We start from the raw sequence: 16,857 nt of genomic DNA on the forward strand, positions 1-16,857 counted from the left end.
ATCAAGCATTCGAAATATCTTGCGGGAGCACCGACAATGGCACTTACGAAGACCAACATTGTGGATCAAGTCCAGGAAAGAATAGGTTATTCGAGAAAACGAAGCAGTGATCTTGTAGAAAACCTGATTGAAATTATCAAAGACACCATCGGAAAAGGTGAAGATGTTCTGGTCAGCGGTTTCGGCAAATTCTGCGTCAAAGAAAAAGGCGCCCGGAAAGGGCGCAACCCAGCGACAGGAAACGACATGATGCTGGATCAAAGAAAAGTTGTGACCTTTAAATGTTCGTCTGTCCTGCGCGACAGAATTAACGAGGACAACTAAGCCTTTACCGTCCACACATCTAAAAAAAGCCCCCTTCGACTCGTTTCGAAGGGGGCTTTTTTTATGCATCGTTTTCGATAAAATCAGCCATCGGATCTTCCGGTACCTTCTTCGGCTTTTTCATCCAGCCGCCCCCCTCACACAGGGACTCCCCGGCCCATCGAACCCAGCCCACAACCTTCAAGGCAAGCCAGAGAGACCAGGCCAGCATCACCAGCCGAAAGGTCCAGACGGGAAGGCACCAGACGGCAGGCTCAGGAAAAGCGCCGGCCACCCGGTCCACGGTCCAGTGGAGCAGGGTCGCGGTGGACCCGTTGCCGGCGATCTGCATATCCGGCACCCCGAGAAGCCCCCCCTGGACGGCCTCAAAAAGCACCATGGCCACCCCCACGCCCCACCCCACCAGCACCACCTGAACCACGTTAAAGGCCAGGCGCTTTTCGGGCCGTTGGCGTCGTCTCATCTCCAGGGCAAAAAACCACCCGACCGCCAGCACAACCGCGGGCAGACTCCGGGTGACGAGTCCAAGCCCCAGCAGAGCCCACTCCAGGCTGGAAAGGGGAGAGACGGGCACTCGGCCCAGAAGGACCCCGGCCAGCACCACCAGCAACACCACACTCCACATCAGCACCGCTGGGCCCAGGGAGGGCCCTGCGGTCCAGAGGATCCAGTGCTCCCTTGAGAGATGCATAAACAGGTCAAGGTTCGACGCCTGACGCCCGAGGGAGAGATCCGGCAGCGAAATTTTCCGGGGCACCAGTAAATCCAGGGGAGAAAAAGCTTCGTCCTGGGAACTCCGCCAGATCACCTTGATATCCCCCCTGCCCGGATTCACCGGCACCGTAATCTTTCCGCCCTCTTCCGGCACAGGGACCGATTCACCAGAGGCCGTGACCTCCTTCACGTGGGCATTGAAACGGCTCTCCACCTCCACCACGGCCCCTTTGGAGGCGCGAATGTCAGCCGCCAGCTCCATGCGGGTCTCCCCGTCACCGGGCCAGAGAGACAACCGGGCATGATCCACGGTCAAGGTACGCCCCCCGGCACCTGCAAAACGGGAAACGGCAAGGGCCACCCTCTCTCCCCGCCGGGGAAACCATGCCATCCCTTTTTGCGCGCTCCCCCCCGTGGGGGCGATCCCCGACCAGGTCAAATGCCAGAGAGGATCCAGATAGAGCCGCCAGATTTCGGCCACATGGCCGGTATCCGGAGCCTTCAAGTCCAGGGGGGCACCTGGAGGCAGCACGCCCTCCCATTGCCTTTTCTTCACCCCTGAGGGAAAGGTAACGGAGACCTGATTGCCTTGGCGCTTCACCCCTTTGAGTTCGGTTCGAATCTCTTCCCCTGCCAGCAGGGTAAGGGTCATCCCCACCGGCGGTCCAGAGACATCGCCGCCGTGCCGGGTGACGGTGGTGACCACCCGCCATTCCAGGCCGAGGTCCAGCCTGCGTTCCACCTGAAACCAACTGAGGAGCCGCCCTTTGCCGGTGAGGGGTTTCAGGGCATCGGCCCCTGTGGCCATCCGGGTGGCCCGAATCACCCCATCCACTTGAAGGGTATCGGTCAACCCCGTGACCTGCCAGCCGGTCTCCTCCTCCACACGAACAGAACCCGGCGGCAAAGGGAACCGAAAGGTCCACTCGCCGGTCTGGCCCGCCCCTTTAAGAGTCAGGTGATGAATTCCCGGAACCAGGTGCACCCAGGTTTCTCCATTCAGTCGGAGGCGTTCAAGGGAGCCCCTGCCTTTTTCAGCCACCTCGACCAGTCGCCAGCTTCCATCTCCTGACGGGAGAGGGACCGCCACATGGGCCTGGGTATCGACCTGAAGTCTCAGCGTCACGGCATCGCCCTGCTGCTGAGGCAATATTACGACAACACGGGTTAAAGCGGCACAGGAGGGGTAACAGGGGGAGGCCTCTGTCAGACGGGATTCAAGCTCTGAAAGGAGGGGTTCAGAAGGAAAGGGCCCGGCAAGAGCCATCCGGGGGGAAAGGGTCAAAAAAGCACCCACAAGAATCAGGAGCACACCCCCGGCGCCCCTGGAAAAGCCCCCCCGCGTCACAGGAGCCACACGAAGCAGCAGCAGGAGCAGCAACCCCACCCGCAGCACGCACAGCCCGCGCCAGACAAGGGAAGGAATCAGATGCAAGGTGATGAGGTGGGTTTCTGAGGCCGGACCCGTGGACGCCGTCACACGCTTGCCGTACCAGCTCGGAAGGGCAGGACCGGTCTGGGTTTCCCCCTCTTCCACGGCCGGTACGACCTGTGAACGGGCCCTCTTCCCCGCCCCTTTCTGCATGGACCGCGTCATCACCGCATCCATCTGACTCCTCGACTCATTGGCCATTGATTTCACCTCCATCTCCAGGGATTCAGCCCGAATCGGAGCCATCGTGGGTTGCTCCAGCTGGGGATAAAGGGCCTGACGAAGCTGTTGAGACGCAAAAAGCAGGGACACCGCAAAAAGAGCCACAAGCACGACACCATGAAGTCCCCTGACCCCTTGTGCCCAAAGCCCACCGAGCCATCCCTCCCCCCGACCCGCCAAACGCATGAGCGCAGTGGTCACCAGAACCGCCGGCCAGACCAGGGCCGGTGTATAGGGTTCATGCCACACCAGGGCCAGCCCCGGGACAAAAAGAAGCCCCCAGGAAATCCCCCAGAGCTTGAAGGCCGCCACCGCCACCACCAGGATCAAAAAAAAGTCGAGGAGGGACCAGGCCTCTATAAAAACACGCCCGGACTCCACGGCGGCCCCGGCAACAGCGAAAAGCCCCCAACCCACCGGCAGATGAACCGCCAGTGAGGTGCGGTCAAAGGAGAGATTCCACCCCACGGGAAGGGGCCTGTTAACAGCCCCGGTCTCCATGCGTGAAACGGACTCAAGGTTCACCGCCCCCTTTTGAACCTCCACGCCAAAGCGGCCCTCACCCGAATCGGCCACCCGGCGAGCCCGTCCGTCCAGGCGAATGCGCCCGGGCTCATAAAGCCCCTTCGGCAATGAAACAAACCGACGGGCATTGACCTCTCCGGAAATCCGGTCCCGAACCGTGGCCCCTCCCCCGTCAAAATCGAGCCACACGTCCCGTTTTAAGGTGAGCCGGGAGGCACTTTTTCCCTGGCCGCGCCTCACCTCGGTGACGGCAAGGACATCCCCTTTTTTCGCCAGATAAGCCGGAAACCGCTTCCAGGCATCGGGCAGACGGGTCATCTCGGGGTCCACCTGCCTCAAGCCCGCAAGAGAAACCAGCCTCATGGCCGAAGACCGCCTGAATGTCCACACCTCCTGCCCGAAAGGTGCCGCAAAGGGAGCCAGGGTCGACAGGATCCCATCATAGACCGCCGTCACCGTGACCACCCATTTCCCAGGCCTGACGTCCACCTCCAGACGCCCGTTTTCCGCCATACGGGCCGGCAGCTCACTCCGGAGTTCCACCGGCGACGTTCCGGCAAGAAGAATACCCGAAAGGGTCTCCCTCCGTTTGCCCCCGGAGATGGAGAGGGTCAGCTTCGTGGTCACCGTGGCCGGAAGGGTATCTGAAAAAAGGCGGGCCACCTCCACGGTGGTTTGATCGTTTTCCCGGGGTTTTTGGCTGGGACGACGCATCCAGAGCCGATCCCCAGCGTCGATATAGGGGACTTCCACCGCCGTCCCATCCACGGTCAGCAAAAGCGAGGCCGTGGTACTTGGAATCGGGATGGCATGGGGACGCCGTTTCCAGGCAAACCGACCGGCAAGGGCATGATCCCCCGCCGTGAGATACACCCGGGGCCGCCCGCTCTCAAGGGTCACCGCGATGGGCTCGCTGTCCGCCGTCACCCTCTGAGGCCAAAGGGTTTGATCCCCGGGGAGCATCACAAATCCGTCGGCAAACAGGGTCACTTTCTGACGAAAACGCCCGTGATCCGGTGCCACCACGAGGTGAAGGGTCCCGGGCCAGAGGCACTGATATCCTTTGTCATCCTGGTAAAGACGGGGACAGACGACCTGCTCGTTGCCGTGCATCACCCAGCCCTGCCACGCAGAAAGAGACTCCGGTACCGTCCCCCCATCCGCAGCCAAGCTTGCGGAACATGATAGAAAAAAGAAAAGAATCGCAAAAAACCGTTTCATCCTGTCTCCCCAAAGAAAAGCCTCCGGCGGCAAGGTGACGCCCCCTTGAAAGCGAGTTTGCGAATGCGATGCGGGTGTCGGTACTCTCAGCACCTCGCGTCCGCATTCGCGTTACGGGTGAGGGGGTGCACGTGTCGCGGCAAAGCCAAAAGCGGTGACTGATCGTACATTGCAAGCGCATGAGCTGCCGGTTCTTCCGTGTCAATTCACGGGTTAAGATCAACCGGAGCCACGCCGACGGCGAGGTAGTGAAACCATACATCCAGCTCCCGAACCACGACAAGACGGGGATCGAAGGGGCTTAAACGCGAGGGGCTTCGCCATCAACCATCCTATTTTTTAAACATTTTATCAACCTCATCTGTGAAGGGTCCATGGGGTTCATGGACCACCAGAGGCGGCAAAATATGGTGAGATATGGGACATATGGAAAGAGAAAGAAGCAGGCGTTTGGGCGGAGCCCCGGCATGGGAATGGACCATGCGGAGTCTTCCGGGATGAAATTTTTTCCGGCTGGCAGTGGCCATCACCTCCTCCAGCCGTTCGGCTGGATAGACCATAGAAAACATCCCCGTAGGAGACAGGTTCAGGCGGGCGGCGTCCAGAAGTTCGGAAAGGGAAAGGGCCACTTCATGGCGGGCAATGGCTTTCTGGTCCCGGGGATTCAGTCGGCCTCTGCCCAGGGGGGTGTAGGGGGGATTGCTCACCACCCGATCAAAGGGGCCACCTTCATAGGGTTGCGTACAATGGCGCATATCGGTGTGAAGAATCGTCAGCCGATCGGTCAGGCCATTTTCTACCCGATTTTTTTCGGCCAGGTGGGCCAGTGCGGCCTGCAGTTCCACCCCCACCACTCGGACCAAACCGGGATGACGACGGGCCAGGACCAGGGGCATGACCCCACACCCGCAGCCGAGGTCTAACAGGGAAACCGCCCCTGTCATCTCTGCAAAATGGGCCAACAGGACCGAATCGATGGAGAACCGGTATCCCCGCTTCTCCTGAAAAAGAACGAGTTCCCCGTCAAAAAGCGTATCCGCGGTCAAATCGGAAGGGACCAAGGTCAGGGTTCCTCAACATGGCCGATGGAAAATCGGATCTCGCGCAGAGTCTCCTCGCCGAGCTGTTTATTAATACGAGCCATGATCTCATGTTTCATCATGGAGAGGTGGTGGATCCAGACGGAGCTGTCCACCGTGACAAGCAGGAGGGTCCCCCGAAAGGCCTTGGGCCGGGTGTGACGCGCCACCTCCTCACCCACAGCTTCCGTCCAGGTTTCCCAAAGGGAGAGAAGCTCCAGGTCGGCACGACCGGCAAGGGCTCCAATATTTTTCGTCAGGATATCGCCGATATGGGATGCATCCTGTTTTTTTTCACGTCTCTTCATAACCCGAAGGTTCACCACACCTGCTTCAACCTGTCAACCTCTTCCATGGCCTCTGGGTCAACTTTATCTGAATTTGTACTTTGGTCCTTGAAACTTTTCCCGTATTTGATTAGATTTTTAACATTGATGATTTTGTAAATTAGCGTACATTTAGAGTGTGGCTTTCCAAAGAGCCTGATGTCATGGCAAATCAGAACTGGGGAGAAGACGACCTCGGCCATGAGCCCCTCTTGAATCAACAAAATAAAATCATCGTTCCATCGGTATGAACCCCATCACGCATCTGCAATCACAAACCACAGGAACCACTATGAATTGGGACTGGGACAAGCTCAGAGAACAACAAGGCAATAAAAAACCTTTCGGAGGTGGCGGTGGATCAGGCGGCGACGGCCCCACCCCCCCGCAATTGGATGACCTGATGAATCAGTTTAAGAACTTCAAGCTGCCCGGTGGGCTGATCCTTATCGTTCTTTTTCTGCTTTTTTTTGGCAAATCCATGGTCTACACCATCGGCGTAGGCGAAGTGGGTATTATCCAGCAATTCGGTAAATACTCTCGACAGACCTTGCCAGGCCTTCACTTCAAGCTGCCCATCGGCGTCGAGAAGCTCACCAAGGTCAACGTCGACATCATTCGAAAAGAAGAGTTCGGCTACATGCAGGCTCAGTTCACCGGCCGGGGGGGAAGTCCCAGCGATGACGTCTCTCTGATGCTTACCGGTGACTTGAACGTAGGGCTCGTGCCATGGCTGGTACAGTACCGCATCGACGATCCGGTGAAATACCTTTTTGAAGTCGAATCCCCTGAAAATCTTCTCCGAGATATGTCCGAAGCCTCCATGCGCCAGGTGGTGGGGGACCGCACCATCAATGAGGTGATCATCAAGCGTGATGAGATCGCCATGGCCGCCAAAGAGCTCCTCCAAGAAGAACTCAAGGACGCCAAGACAGGCATCGTGGTCTCCACCATTGAGATGCAGAAGACCAACGTACCCGGACCGGTTCAGCCCTCCTTCAACGAAGTAAACAAGGCCCAGCAGGAAAAGGAGACCATGATTTATAAAGCCCGGGAGGGTTACAACACGGCCATCCCCACGGCTCATGGTGAGGCAGAACGAACCGTTCTCGCCGCCGAGGGTTACGCCCTGGATCGCATCAACCGCGCCAAGGGTGATGCCAACCGTTTCCTCGCCCTGTTCGAAGAGTACGACAAAGCCAAGGATGTCACGACCCGCCGCATCTACCTGGAAAAAATGGGAGAAATACTCCCCAAGCTGGGTCGAAAATACATCGTGGATGAAAATCAGAAAAACATGCTTCCCCTGTTGAACATGGGACCCGGCAAGGAGGCGATCTCCAAATGAAAAAGACAGCCCTATCAACACTGATTTTAATCTTTGCCGCCGTCGCCGTACTGGTGACGTCCGCCTACATCGTGGACGAAACCGAGCAGGTGGTGGTGACTCGATTCGGCAAGGTGATGGGGACCCCCGTCACCGAAGCTGGGCTCCATTTTAAGATGCCCTTTATTGACCAGGGGAACACCTTCCCCAAAAACCTTCAGGAGTGGGACGGTGAAGCCGGAGAGATCCCCACACTCAACAAAACCTACATCCTCGTAGACACCTTCGCCCGCTGGCGCGTCGTGGACCCGGTTCTCTTTTTCCAAACCTGCCGGGACATGCGCGGAGCCGTGATCCGCATTGGTGACATCATTGACCCGGCGGTGAAAAACGCCATCGCGTCTTACGACCTCATCGAAACGGTTCGAAACTCAGACCGCCTTGTCAACGTGGACGATCCCATCTTCGGCGTCACAGGTGACGCGGCCAAAGCGAACAAAACCATCAAAGCGGGCCGCACGGTCATCACACGCCAGATCATGGCCAACGCCGGGGAAAAACTGAAAGGTTTCGGCATCGACCTGGTGGACGTGAAACTCAAGCGCCTCAACTACCGTGATGACGTCCGAAACTCTGTCTACGACCGCATGATCGCCGAGAGAACGCAGATTGTGGAGAAGTTTCGTTCGGAAGGACGGGGCGAGGCCCAGAGGATTCGGGGTGAAAAGGAAAAAGAGCTGAAAAAGATCGAGTCCATGGCGTATCGAACCGCCCAGGAGCTCAAGGGTAAGGCCGATGCGGAAGTCACCCGCATCTATGCCGATGCCTACGGCCGGGACCCGGAGTTTTATTCCTTCACCAAATCCCTTGAGGTTTACGGCAACGCCTTGAACAAGGAGAGCACCATCATCCTCTCCACTGATTCAGAATTTCTCAAGTACCTGAAAAAGAGACTATAGCCCATCAGCAGAGAGCGGGTACGGCCCAAGGCCGTACCCGACACGTATAAAAAAAATCCGGAACTGCCCGGTTGCCAAAAACAAAAAAAGCACCTGAGCGCATGCGCCGGTGCTTTTTCTGTTTCTTCAAAATCGGGATAGAAACCCTATTTACCCTTTCGTCGCTGATGACGAGTACGGGCCAAAAGTTTTCTATGCTTGTGCTTGCGCATTTTCTTGCGCCTTTTTTTAATCACGCTACCCAACAGACCACCTCCGTTTCATAGAGATATTTTATGCAATCATAATCACATTTAATGTGTTTCGGTAACAGCCGGCGAAATCACCGAAAGAATCTAATATTCGGTGCGGTACACAGAAGATAAGCTCTTCTACAATGCTGGAATCCTAAGGCGATAACCCAAGGAAGCATGTAACTTCTTTACCTTTTCGCCAATATATGGCGTTACACAAAACAAGAATTTAACACCTTCACCCCCATTTTGTCCACATTTTTTTCCAGGAGCTCATGGAACGACAGCATTTCAACAAGGACGAACTCCACCTGGTGGCCCGAGCCGTCTCCGTCTCCGAAGATTTGGTAAGCAATGACTACAAAATTTCGGAAAGTCAATGGCTTAGAAATCGCTTTGACGTCAAGACGGGCGTCAACCTCACCCCGGAGGAACGCATTGCCCAGGACGTTTTCGCCCAGGTCATCCGCTACCGAGGCCGCCCCTCTCCGAATGCAGGCGCCCCGCGGGAGTTCGATCTTTATATGATTTGCCTTCAGGATCATACGATCCTGAAGGAGGTCGCGACCAACGCCGATGTATCCTTTTATCCCTTCCTCCTGTATTTATTTATCCATGAGCTCGTCCATATCATCCGCTTTGGCCGCTTTCTGCAGAGCTTCACCATACCGGATGCCAAACGGGACCTTGAGGAGAACCTTGTCCATGACAGGACCCGTGAAATCCTTGCCTCCACACGCCTTTCCGGCGTTAAAAATATTATCGCCCAACGCTGGGCGATCCGCCACTGCAACCCCTGAGTTCGGCGCAACAAAACCTTGCTGTTTTTTTTGAGTGTTTCTTGACAAGCGTTTTATCCTGATTATATTTCAGACGTTCAAACCCACAGATCTCAAGCGTCAATTCCTGTGAGATCTGATTCTTAGAAGCGACCAGGAGGTAATCATCATGCCGATTTATGAGTATGAATGCACCGAATGCGGTGAAGTGGAAGAGGCGGTTCAGAAAATGACCGACCCTCCCTTGACCCGGTGTAAAAAATGCTCCGGAGCACTCCGCAAACTGATCTCCCACAGCACCTTCCACCTTAAGGGTGGGGGATGGTACTCCGATGCCTACAGCAGTCCGGGGGGCGGTGCCAAGACTTCCGGCGGCTCTTAAGCTGACCGGGCTTCGATCCAGCCGCCACGCCTGAAGGTCAGGCCCTGGCGCAACGTTTCAGTTTTTTTTAAATGAACCCAGACATTTTCTTCTTCAAATAATCATCTTACACCATTTACGTGGATACAGTGCAAAGGAGAACAGGAACCATGAAAATCAGACCGTTACAGGACCGAGTATTGGTAGAACGTCTGGAAGAGCAAACCACCACCAAAGGCGGCATCATCATTCCCGATACTGCCAAAGAAAAACCTGCTGAAGGCCGCATCGTGGCCGCAGGCAAGGGCAAAATCAAAGAAGACGGCAGCCTCATTCCCATGGAATTGAAACTGGGCGACCGTGTCCTCTTCAGCAAGTACGCCGGAAGCGAAGTTAAATTTGACGGAAACGACTTCCTCATCATGGGCCAGGACGACATCCTCTGCGTTGTCGACGAAGCCTAAGGCTCACTTGCAATCCACGACCTGTCTGTAAATGATATTCTAACGACCTGAACTCAACATTTCAACATACACGGAGGTTCGGTGAACCATGGCTAAACAGATTATTTACGATGCAAAAGCACGCGAGAAAATGCTCAAAGGTGTTAAAACTCTTGCTGACGCAGTCGTCGTTACCTTAGGTCCCAAGGGCCGCAACGTTGTCATCGACAAATCCTGGGGCTCCCCCACAGTAACCAAAGACGGCGTTACCGTCGCCAAAGAAATCGAACTGGAAGACAAGTTCGAAAACATGGGCGCTCAGATGGTCAAGGAAGTCTCTTCCAAGACCAGCGACACCGCCGGTGACGGCACCACCACTGCAACGGTTCTGGCACGTGCCATCTATGAAGAAGGTCAGCGCCTCGTGGTAGCGGGTAACAACCCCATGAGCATCAAGCGCGGCATCGATAAAGCCATTGAGACCGTTGTTAAAGAACTCGTCAAGGTTTCCAAGCCCACCAAAGATCAGAATGAAATCGCCCAGGTCGGCACCATCTCCGCCAACAGCGACGCGACCATCGGCAACATCATCGCCGAGGCCATGAGCAAGGTCGGCAAAGAGGGCGTTATCACGGTTGAAGAAGCCAAATCCATGGACACCACTCTGGACGTCGTGGAAGGCATGCAGTTCGATCGTGGCTACCTCTCTCCCTACTTCGTCACAGAAACGGAGAAGATGGTCTGTGACCTGAACGACCCCTTCATCCTCCTCTGTGAGAAAAAAGTCTCCAGCATGAAAGACCTTCTCCCCATCCTTGAGCAGGTTGCCAAGACAGGCAAACCCCTCCTCATTATTGCTGAAGATGTAGACGGCGAAGCCCTGGCCACTCTCGTGGTCAACAAACTCCGCGGCACCCTGAACGTCTCTGCCGTTAAAGCACCCGGCTTCGGCGACCGTCGCAAGGCCATGCTCGAAGACATCGCTGTCCTGACCGGTGGCCAGGTCATCTCCGAAGATCTCGGCGTGAAGCTTGACAGCATCACCCTCGAAGACCTCGGTAAAGCCAAGAGCGTCACCATCGACAAAGACAACACCACCATCGTTGACGGTGCCGGCTCCCGCACGGCCCTCGAAGCCCGCGTGAAAATGATCCGCGCCCAGGCTGACGAGTCCACCAGCGAGTACGATCGTGAGAAGCTCCAGGAGCGTCTTGCTAAACTCATCGGTGGCGTCGCCGTCATCAGCGTCGGTGCAGCCACCGAGACTGAAATGAAAGAGAAAAAAGCCCGCGTTGAAGATGCACTGAACGCAACCCGTGCTGCTGTTGAAGAGGGCATCGTCCCCGGCGGCGGCGTGGCTCTGGTTCGCTGCATTGAGGCACTGGCCAAACTGAAAGTAAAAGCCGAAGAAAAAATGGGCGTAAAAGTCATTATGCGCGCTATCGAAGAGCCCCTTCGCATGATCTCCAACAACGCTGGCGTTGAAGGCTCTGTTGTTCTTGAAAAAGTGAAGAACAGCGAAGGATCCTTCGGCTACAACGCAGCCACGGACACATACGAAGACCTCCTTGAAGCCGGTGTTATCGACCCCACCAAGGTGGTTCGTCTCGCCCTCCAGAACGCAGCATCCGTTGCCTCCGTCATGATCACCACCGAAGCCATGATCGCAGACCTTCCTTCCAAGGATGAGCCTGCCATGCCTGCCGGCGGCGGCATGGGTGGTATGGGTGGCATGGGCGGCATGGGCGGCATGATGTAAGTCCACACCTGAGCGAAAGTGCCTCCGGGCACTTTCCTTAGCCCTGTATACCCCCTTTGCCCTCCCGGACAAAGGGGGTTTTTTATTGATTTTTCAGTGAGTTCTCACCACAAACGCACCTTTGGCCTCACCATCTCCAGCCTTGACACCCAGCCGCGGCTTGTATAGATTAACGTGGAACAACGGCCCCTGCGCCGTTACACCACATTCTTGACACCTCCATCTGCCCAAAACGGAGACGGCACACATGGCCAATGAGTCTTTAGGTATTTTCCAGATGATCAGTGGGGCTGGCCCCATGGTAAAGCTGGTCCTCTTAACGCTCCTTTTCTTTTCCATCACCTCCTGGACGATCATTATCCTGAAATTCCGCACCATCCGACGGGCTCACAAAGAGTCTCTCATCTTTGTGGAGACTTTCTGGAAAAGCAAAAACCTCTCCGACGCATACTCTTTATCCAAAGAGCTCAGCTATAGCTCCATTGGCAAGGTTTTCCGTACCGCCTACGCCGAACTGAAAAAGCTCTCCAGTGCGGGCATCGGCGTCACCAATGAGGTGGGAATCATCATGGGGGGGACGGGGATCGACAACATCAGGCGCACCCTGCGTCGTGCCACCTCCCAGGAGGTCACCCGCCTCATGCAGCTCACCCCTTTTCTGGCCACAGCCGGAAGCACCGCCCCGTTTATCGGCCTCTTCGGGACGGTCTGGGGCATCATGAACTCGTTTCAGGGCATCGCTTACAAAGGGTCCGCCAACCTGGCCGTTGTGGCCCCGGGCATCGCCGAAGCCCTGATTGCCACGGCCGTTGGGCTGATGGTGGCCATCCCCTCGGTCATCGCCTACAACTACTTTTCCCAGCGCATCCGGATTATTGAGGTGGAGCTCAACAACTTCTCCGCCGACTTTTTAAACATCATCGAACGTGACATCATGCGTAAAGGAAACGGAAAATGATCTCTGGCGGCAACGACAACCAGCTGATGAGTGAAATCAACGTCACCCCTTTTGTGGATGTGATGCTTGTGCTCCTGATCATCTTCATGGTAGCGGCCCCCATGATGACGCAGGGTGTTGATGTTTCTCTGCCTGAAGCACCCTCCGGGTCCCTCTCCCGAGATGACGACGAACCTTTTTACATCACCCTCAAGAGCGGCGGAGAGATCTTTCTCAACGACTTCCCTGTAGACGCGGACAGGCTGCGCCCCAAGCTGACCGCCCTGCTCAAAGAGCGCCCAGGCACTCGGGTCTTTCTGAGGGCCGACAAAGCCATCAGCTACGGAACGGTGATCCGAGTCATGGCCGAAATCAAGGGATCCGGCGTGGAAAAATTAGGCATGGTGACGGAACCCCTTGAAACCAAGTAATGATCGGCCCAGACCCGGGAAGAAAAAGCCTCACATGATGCAAGCGTTCACACATTATCTGACCGGTGGCGATGAAAACCGTTTCCTCACCCTTGCCGTGCTCTTTTCTCTGACCGGCCATATTCTGTTGTTTACCCTCTCCCACGTCCTGACCACCAGCGGATACAAGCCCCACAAAACCCCCCGTTCCATTGACGTGGATCTGATGCAGACCGAGCTTCCGCCTCCACAGCCAAGCAAAGAATCCGTCCAGGCAAAAAGCAGCGCAAAGCCTGCGACCCCATCGACCTCCGCGCCGTCAAAAAAAGCCACTCGCAAAAAAACGGCAAAAAAGGTGACACCACCCGCCGCCAAATCCTTCACTGGAAAACGGCCGACCAAGCGCAAGCAAAGAGTGATCACACCGGATGAACTGGTGCAAAATGCCCTGCAGAAGATGGCGAAAGAGACCTCGAAGAAAGAACCCCTTTCCCATCGGCTGAACCGCCTTAAAAAAGAGGTCGCCGATCGCAAGGCTCCGGAGACCGTCGGCGCAAATGACGGCGCCGCCACCGGACAACCCACCGCCGTTCAAATGTCGATCAAAGAACGCTACTATCGAACCATCGAGGTGATTATTCGTAAAAACTGGGCCTTTCCCACCCAGATGGCCAGCAGCAAAACCCAGCTCAAAACCCAGATCATCTTCACCGTCATGCCCGACGGTTCCGTGCGTGACGTCTGGGTGTCCCTGCGCTCGGGCAATGCAAACTTCGACCGTTCCGCCCTGAGCGCCGTCCACAAGTCCACCCCCCTGCCTCCTTATCCAGCCGGGATCACGGACCAGAAAATACCCTTTGTCATCGACTTTGACGTCAGCGAACTTTTATAGGTACCCATGAAAAAAACATATAGAATCATCGTCCAAACCCTTCTTCTCATGGCCTTTCTTCTTTCTGGCACCCCAAGTCAGGCCGAAGACCGGGTCCAATTAAGGGTCACCAACCCTTTCGAGAATAAAACCCCCGTCGCCGTTCCCGCCTTTCACATCGCTGCCGCCTCGGACCACGAAAAGGAGCTGGCAACCCAAGCCGTGACCCTTCTTCAGGAAACACTGGCCTTTACCGGATACTTCCGCATGGTAAATCCCGAAGCCTTTCTGGAAGCCCCGTCACAAACCGGTATCACCGAGCAGGATATCCATTTTGATCGGTGGCGTTCCTCTGGTGCCGAGCTCCTGGTCACCGGCAGCCTCACCGTCAGTGGCCAGGCCATTATCGGTGATTTCTATCTCTACGACATCTTTAGGCAAAAAAGCCTTTTCGGCGTGCGGCTTCGCGGCGCCGGCTCGCCAGACGAGAATCTGCGTCCCCTGATCCTGAAACTCGCCGATAAAATCATGGTCACCTATTCCGGAAAACACGGATTCTTCGGCAGCCGTATCGCCTTTGTCTCCAAAGGATCAAGCACCCCCAAAGAGATCTGGACCTGTGACTTTGACGGGTACAAACCGGCCCAACTGACCCGAAATAAAGCCATCACACTGACACCCGCGTGGTCCCCCGACGGCTCAAAAATTGCTTACACCTCCTATGTGAACGACAAGCCCGACATTTTCGTGCAGGGCGCCTGGCCTGGGGCCAGGCGTGACATTGTAACGGCAAAGGGGACAACCAATATTACACCCGCCTGGTTGCCGGACGGACAAATGATGGCGGCATCGTTGACAATTGAAGGGGATCAGGCGATTTATCTGTTGACCCAAAAGGGTAAAATACGTAAAAGGTTAACAAGAAAGTGGGGCAAATGGGGAATTGACGTGTCTCCGGTATTCTCCCCGTCAGGCGACAGGATGGCCTTTGTATCCAAGCGATCAGGCTCCCCTCAGATTTATATCAAAAACCTGAACAACGGACGCATTGAACGTCTCACTTTCGACGGAAAATACAACACGAGCCCTGCTTGGTCCCCCACAGGAGACCAGATGGCATATGCCGGTTTCAAAGACGGACATTTTGACATTCATGTCATGGATGTCCGAGGAGGCCGTCCCATGCAGCTCACCCTTGGCACTGGGGACAACGAGACCCCGTCCTGGTCACCCGATGGCAGCCTGATTGTTTTTTCTTCAACCAGAAAAGGCAAATCATCCATTTATGTCATGAATGCTTACGGTACAGACCAGCGGCAACTCGTATCACTGCCCGGTGAACAGACCGCCCCAGTGTGGTCATCCAATTTAAACCAATGACATTTGTTGACGAGGAGGAATGATGGGAAAAACCTGGAGAGTAAGATTAGCGCTCATTACCGTGCTGCTCACCATGCTGGTGGCTGTATCGTGCTCCAAGAAAGCAGTGGAGACAGACCCCGCTGCCGGAATCACTGCCCAGGAGACCATGACGGAAGAAACCTCTGACGATGCTGCCGCAACCGATGCGGCCCTCATCGCTGAAGAAGAGCTGATGAAAAAAGAGGCGGCTGCCCGCGAAGAAGCCCGCACCGCTTTCCAAGACACAGATATCTATTTCAACTATGACAGCTCAGCCGTTCAGGACTCCGATATTGCTATTCTTGAAGCAAAAGCCGAGTGGCTCAAAGAGAACCCCGGCGTCCGCATCACCGTTGAAGGCCACTGCGATGATCGAGGCACCACCGATTACAACCTCGCCCTCGGTGACCGACGTGCGGCCCGTGCCATGGCATTTCTTGAGAGCTTAGGCGTTGAGGCCGACCGCATGGTCACTGTCAGCTACGGGGAAGAGCGTCCCCTGGATCCGACAGCCTCCGAAGCGGCCTGGTCCAAAAACCGACGCGCTCATTTTGTAATCCGTTAAGACAACCGGCCATGGCCCAAGGGCCCACCCGGAAATCCAAATGGAATGTTTACCGAAGGGCGTCTCAGACGCCCTTCGGTCTTTTGTGCTTTCAGCAACACCACGTCCGCATCGGGAGAAATCTGCCATGAAGCCCAAGGTGATCGCCTGCCTGTTGGTGGGTCTGTTCTTTTCCGGCTGTGCCCTCCAGAAAGATTACATTGCACTCCAGGGGCGCATCACCTCCATAGAAGATGGGATGCGTGAAAACCAGGCCCTGTCCCAAGGTGTAGAAGACTCTGTGGCCAGCAAAAACGCCCGCCTGGCGAATAAAATTGAGAAGATTCAAGAAGAACTGCGGATCGTCCGCGGTGATATGGAAACAGCCCTCCACCACAGCGAGCAACTCTCCACCCGCAACATCGACCTGGAACAGACCTTAGGTAAGATACGTCTCTCCATTGACGCCCTGTCCAAAAAACTCAGCCGGCTCGAAACCTTCACTGGCTATGAGCCCTCGGATACCGCGCCTCAAAAACCAACGGCCCAGGCCTCGGATCACACCCTCTACATGAACGCAAAAAAAGCCTTTGACGCCGGAGAGATGGACACGGCTAAAAAAGGGTTTACGTCCGTGGTCGAAACCTTTCCCGCATCAGACAATGCCGACAACGCCCAATTCTGGATCGGTGAGATTTATTACCGGGAAAAATGGTATCAGAAAGCCATCCTTGAGTATCAAAAGGTCATCGAAAATTACCCCAAAGGCAACAAGGTCCCCGCCGCCTATTTAAAGCAGGGATTGGCCTTTGAAGCCCTCGGGGAGACGGAAAATGCCCACCTGATCTTGGGTGAACTTCTGAGAAAATATCCCGATACGTCCGAATCCTCCATTGCCCGGAAAAAACTGGGGCAGTAGATACCGGCGATCGCCACACCACCCATGTGCGCCCTGGCCCCAACGGCCAGGGCGTATGAACGACGCAGGCA

17 protein-coding genes are annotated in these 16,857 nt (G+C 55.7%); 13 read left to right on the forward strand and 4 right to left on the reverse strand.

Annotated features, from left to right (window positions below):
* Nucleotides 1-36: 36 nt before the first annotated feature.
* Complete coding sequence (locus tag Q1Q75_RS02320) at nucleotides 37-324, forward strand: integration host factor subunit alpha (protein WP_300667402.1); 288 nt, start codon at nucleotides 37-39, stop codon at nucleotides 322-324.
* A 61-nt stretch (nucleotides 325-385) separates the two neighbouring features.
* On the opposite strand, the gene Q1Q75_RS02325 is transcribed toward Q1Q75_RS02320, so the two are convergent.
* The 3 genes from Q1Q75_RS02325 to Q1Q75_RS02335 all read right to left on the reverse strand — a co-directional run bounded on the left by Q1Q75_RS02325 (nucleotide 386) and on the right by Q1Q75_RS02335 (nucleotide 5,825).
* A complete protein-coding gene (locus tag Q1Q75_RS02325) occupies nucleotides 386-4,438 on the reverse strand; it encodes a hypothetical protein (protein ID WP_300667403.1) in 4,053 nt (1,350 codons plus the stop codon).
* Nucleotides 4,439-4,770: 332 nt separating this feature from the next.
* Nucleotides 4,771-5,499: a methyltransferase gene (locus tag Q1Q75_RS02330; protein ID WP_300667404.1), complete on the reverse strand. Its 729-nt coding sequence runs from the start codon at nucleotides 5,497-5,499 to the stop codon at nucleotides 4,771-4,773.
* Between the two features lie 2 nt (nucleotides 5,500-5,501).
* On the reverse strand, nucleotides 5,502-5,825 hold the full coding sequence (locus Q1Q75_RS02335; RefSeq protein ID WP_300667405.1) for a DUF721 domain-containing protein: 324 nt from the start codon (nucleotides 5,823-5,825) through the stop codon (nucleotides 5,502-5,504).
* Nucleotides 5,826-6,246: 421 nt separating this feature from the next.
* Here Q1Q75_RS02335 and hflK point away from each other — a divergent pair, with 421 nt between their 5' ends.
* Nucleotides 6,247-7,191, forward strand: a complete 945-nt coding sequence (hflK, locus tag Q1Q75_RS02340) for an FtsH protease activity modulator HflK (RefSeq protein ID WP_366945139.1) — start codon at nucleotides 6,247-6,249, stop codon at nucleotides 7,189-7,191.
* A complete protein-coding gene (gene hflC / locus Q1Q75_RS02345) occupies nucleotides 7,188-8,129 on the forward strand; it encodes a protease modulator HflC (RefSeq protein ID WP_300667407.1) in 942 nt (313 codons plus the stop codon). The genes hflK and hflC overlap by 4 nt, the downstream gene beginning before the upstream one ends.
* 146 nt (nucleotides 8,130-8,275) lie before the next feature.
* Here hflC and Q1Q75_RS02350 read toward each other — a convergent pair whose 3' ends face one another.
* A complete protein-coding gene (locus tag Q1Q75_RS02350) occupies nucleotides 8,276-8,374 on the reverse strand; it encodes an AURKAIP1/COX24 domain-containing protein (protein ID WP_073474648.1) in 99 nt (32 codons plus the stop codon).
* Between the two features lie 263 nt (nucleotides 8,375-8,637).
* Between Q1Q75_RS02350 and Q1Q75_RS02355 the strand changes: the two genes are divergently transcribed.
* From Q1Q75_RS02355 to ybgF, 10 genes are all read left to right on the forward strand, one after another.
* Entirely contained in the window at nucleotides 8,638-9,162 is a 525-nt protein-coding gene (locus Q1Q75_RS02355; protein ID WP_300667408.1) for a hypothetical protein, read from the forward strand.
* A gap of 148 nt (nucleotides 9,163-9,310) precedes the next feature.
* Nucleotides 9,311-9,523, forward strand: coding sequence for an FmdB family zinc ribbon protein (locus Q1Q75_RS02360; RefSeq protein WP_300667409.1), 213 nt, complete (start codon nucleotides 9,311-9,313; stop codon nucleotides 9,521-9,523).
* Between the two features lie 149 nt (nucleotides 9,524-9,672).
* The gene (groES, locus tag Q1Q75_RS02365; protein ID WP_300667410.1) at nucleotides 9,673-9,966 is read left to right on the forward strand and encodes a co-chaperone GroES; all 294 of its coding nucleotides are present in this window, start codon (nucleotides 9,673-9,675) and stop codon (nucleotides 9,964-9,966) included.
* Between the two features lie 88 nt (nucleotides 9,967-10,054).
* A complete protein-coding gene (gene groL / locus Q1Q75_RS02370) occupies nucleotides 10,055-11,704 on the forward strand; it encodes a chaperonin GroEL (RefSeq protein WP_300667411.1) in 1,650 nt (549 codons plus the stop codon).
* A 247-nt stretch (nucleotides 11,705-11,951) separates the two neighbouring features.
* Nucleotides 11,952-12,662: a protein TolQ gene (gene tolQ / locus Q1Q75_RS02375; RefSeq protein ID WP_300667412.1), complete on the forward strand. Its 711-nt coding sequence runs from the start codon at nucleotides 11,952-11,954 to the stop codon at nucleotides 12,660-12,662.
* A complete protein-coding gene (gene tolR / locus Q1Q75_RS02380) occupies nucleotides 12,659-13,072 on the forward strand; it encodes a protein TolR (protein ID WP_300667413.1) in 414 nt (137 codons plus the stop codon). Before tolQ ends, tolR begins: the two co-directional genes overlap by 4 nt.
* Before the next feature lie 34 nt (nucleotides 13,073-13,106).
* Complete coding sequence (locus Q1Q75_RS02385; protein WP_300667414.1) at nucleotides 13,107-13,943, forward strand: energy transducer TonB; 837 nt, start codon at nucleotides 13,107-13,109, stop codon at nucleotides 13,941-13,943.
* Between the two features lie 6 nt (nucleotides 13,944-13,949).
* Complete coding sequence (tolB, locus tag Q1Q75_RS02390) at nucleotides 13,950-15,302, forward strand: Tol-Pal system beta propeller repeat protein TolB (protein ID WP_300667415.1); 1,353 nt, start codon at nucleotides 13,950-13,952, stop codon at nucleotides 15,300-15,302.
* Nucleotides 15,303-15,321: 19 nt separating this feature from the next.
* Nucleotides 15,322-15,888, forward strand: coding sequence for a peptidoglycan-associated lipoprotein Pal (gene pal / locus Q1Q75_RS02395; protein ID WP_300667416.1), 567 nt, complete (start codon nucleotides 15,322-15,324; stop codon nucleotides 15,886-15,888).
* Nucleotides 15,889-16,015: 127 nt separating this feature from the next.
* Nucleotides 16,016-16,786 (forward strand): tol-pal system protein YbgF, encoded by a 771-nt coding sequence (gene ybgF, locus Q1Q75_RS02400; protein WP_300667417.1) that lies wholly within the window; start codon nucleotides 16,016-16,018, stop codon nucleotides 16,784-16,786.
* Nucleotides 16,787-16,857: the final 71 nt, after the last annotated feature.

The organism is Desulfoluna sp., from assembly GCF_030145185.1.
In the GTDB taxonomy this organism is placed as follows: domain Bacteria; phylum Desulfobacterota; class Desulfobacteria; order Desulfobacterales; family Desulfolunaceae; genus Desulfoluna.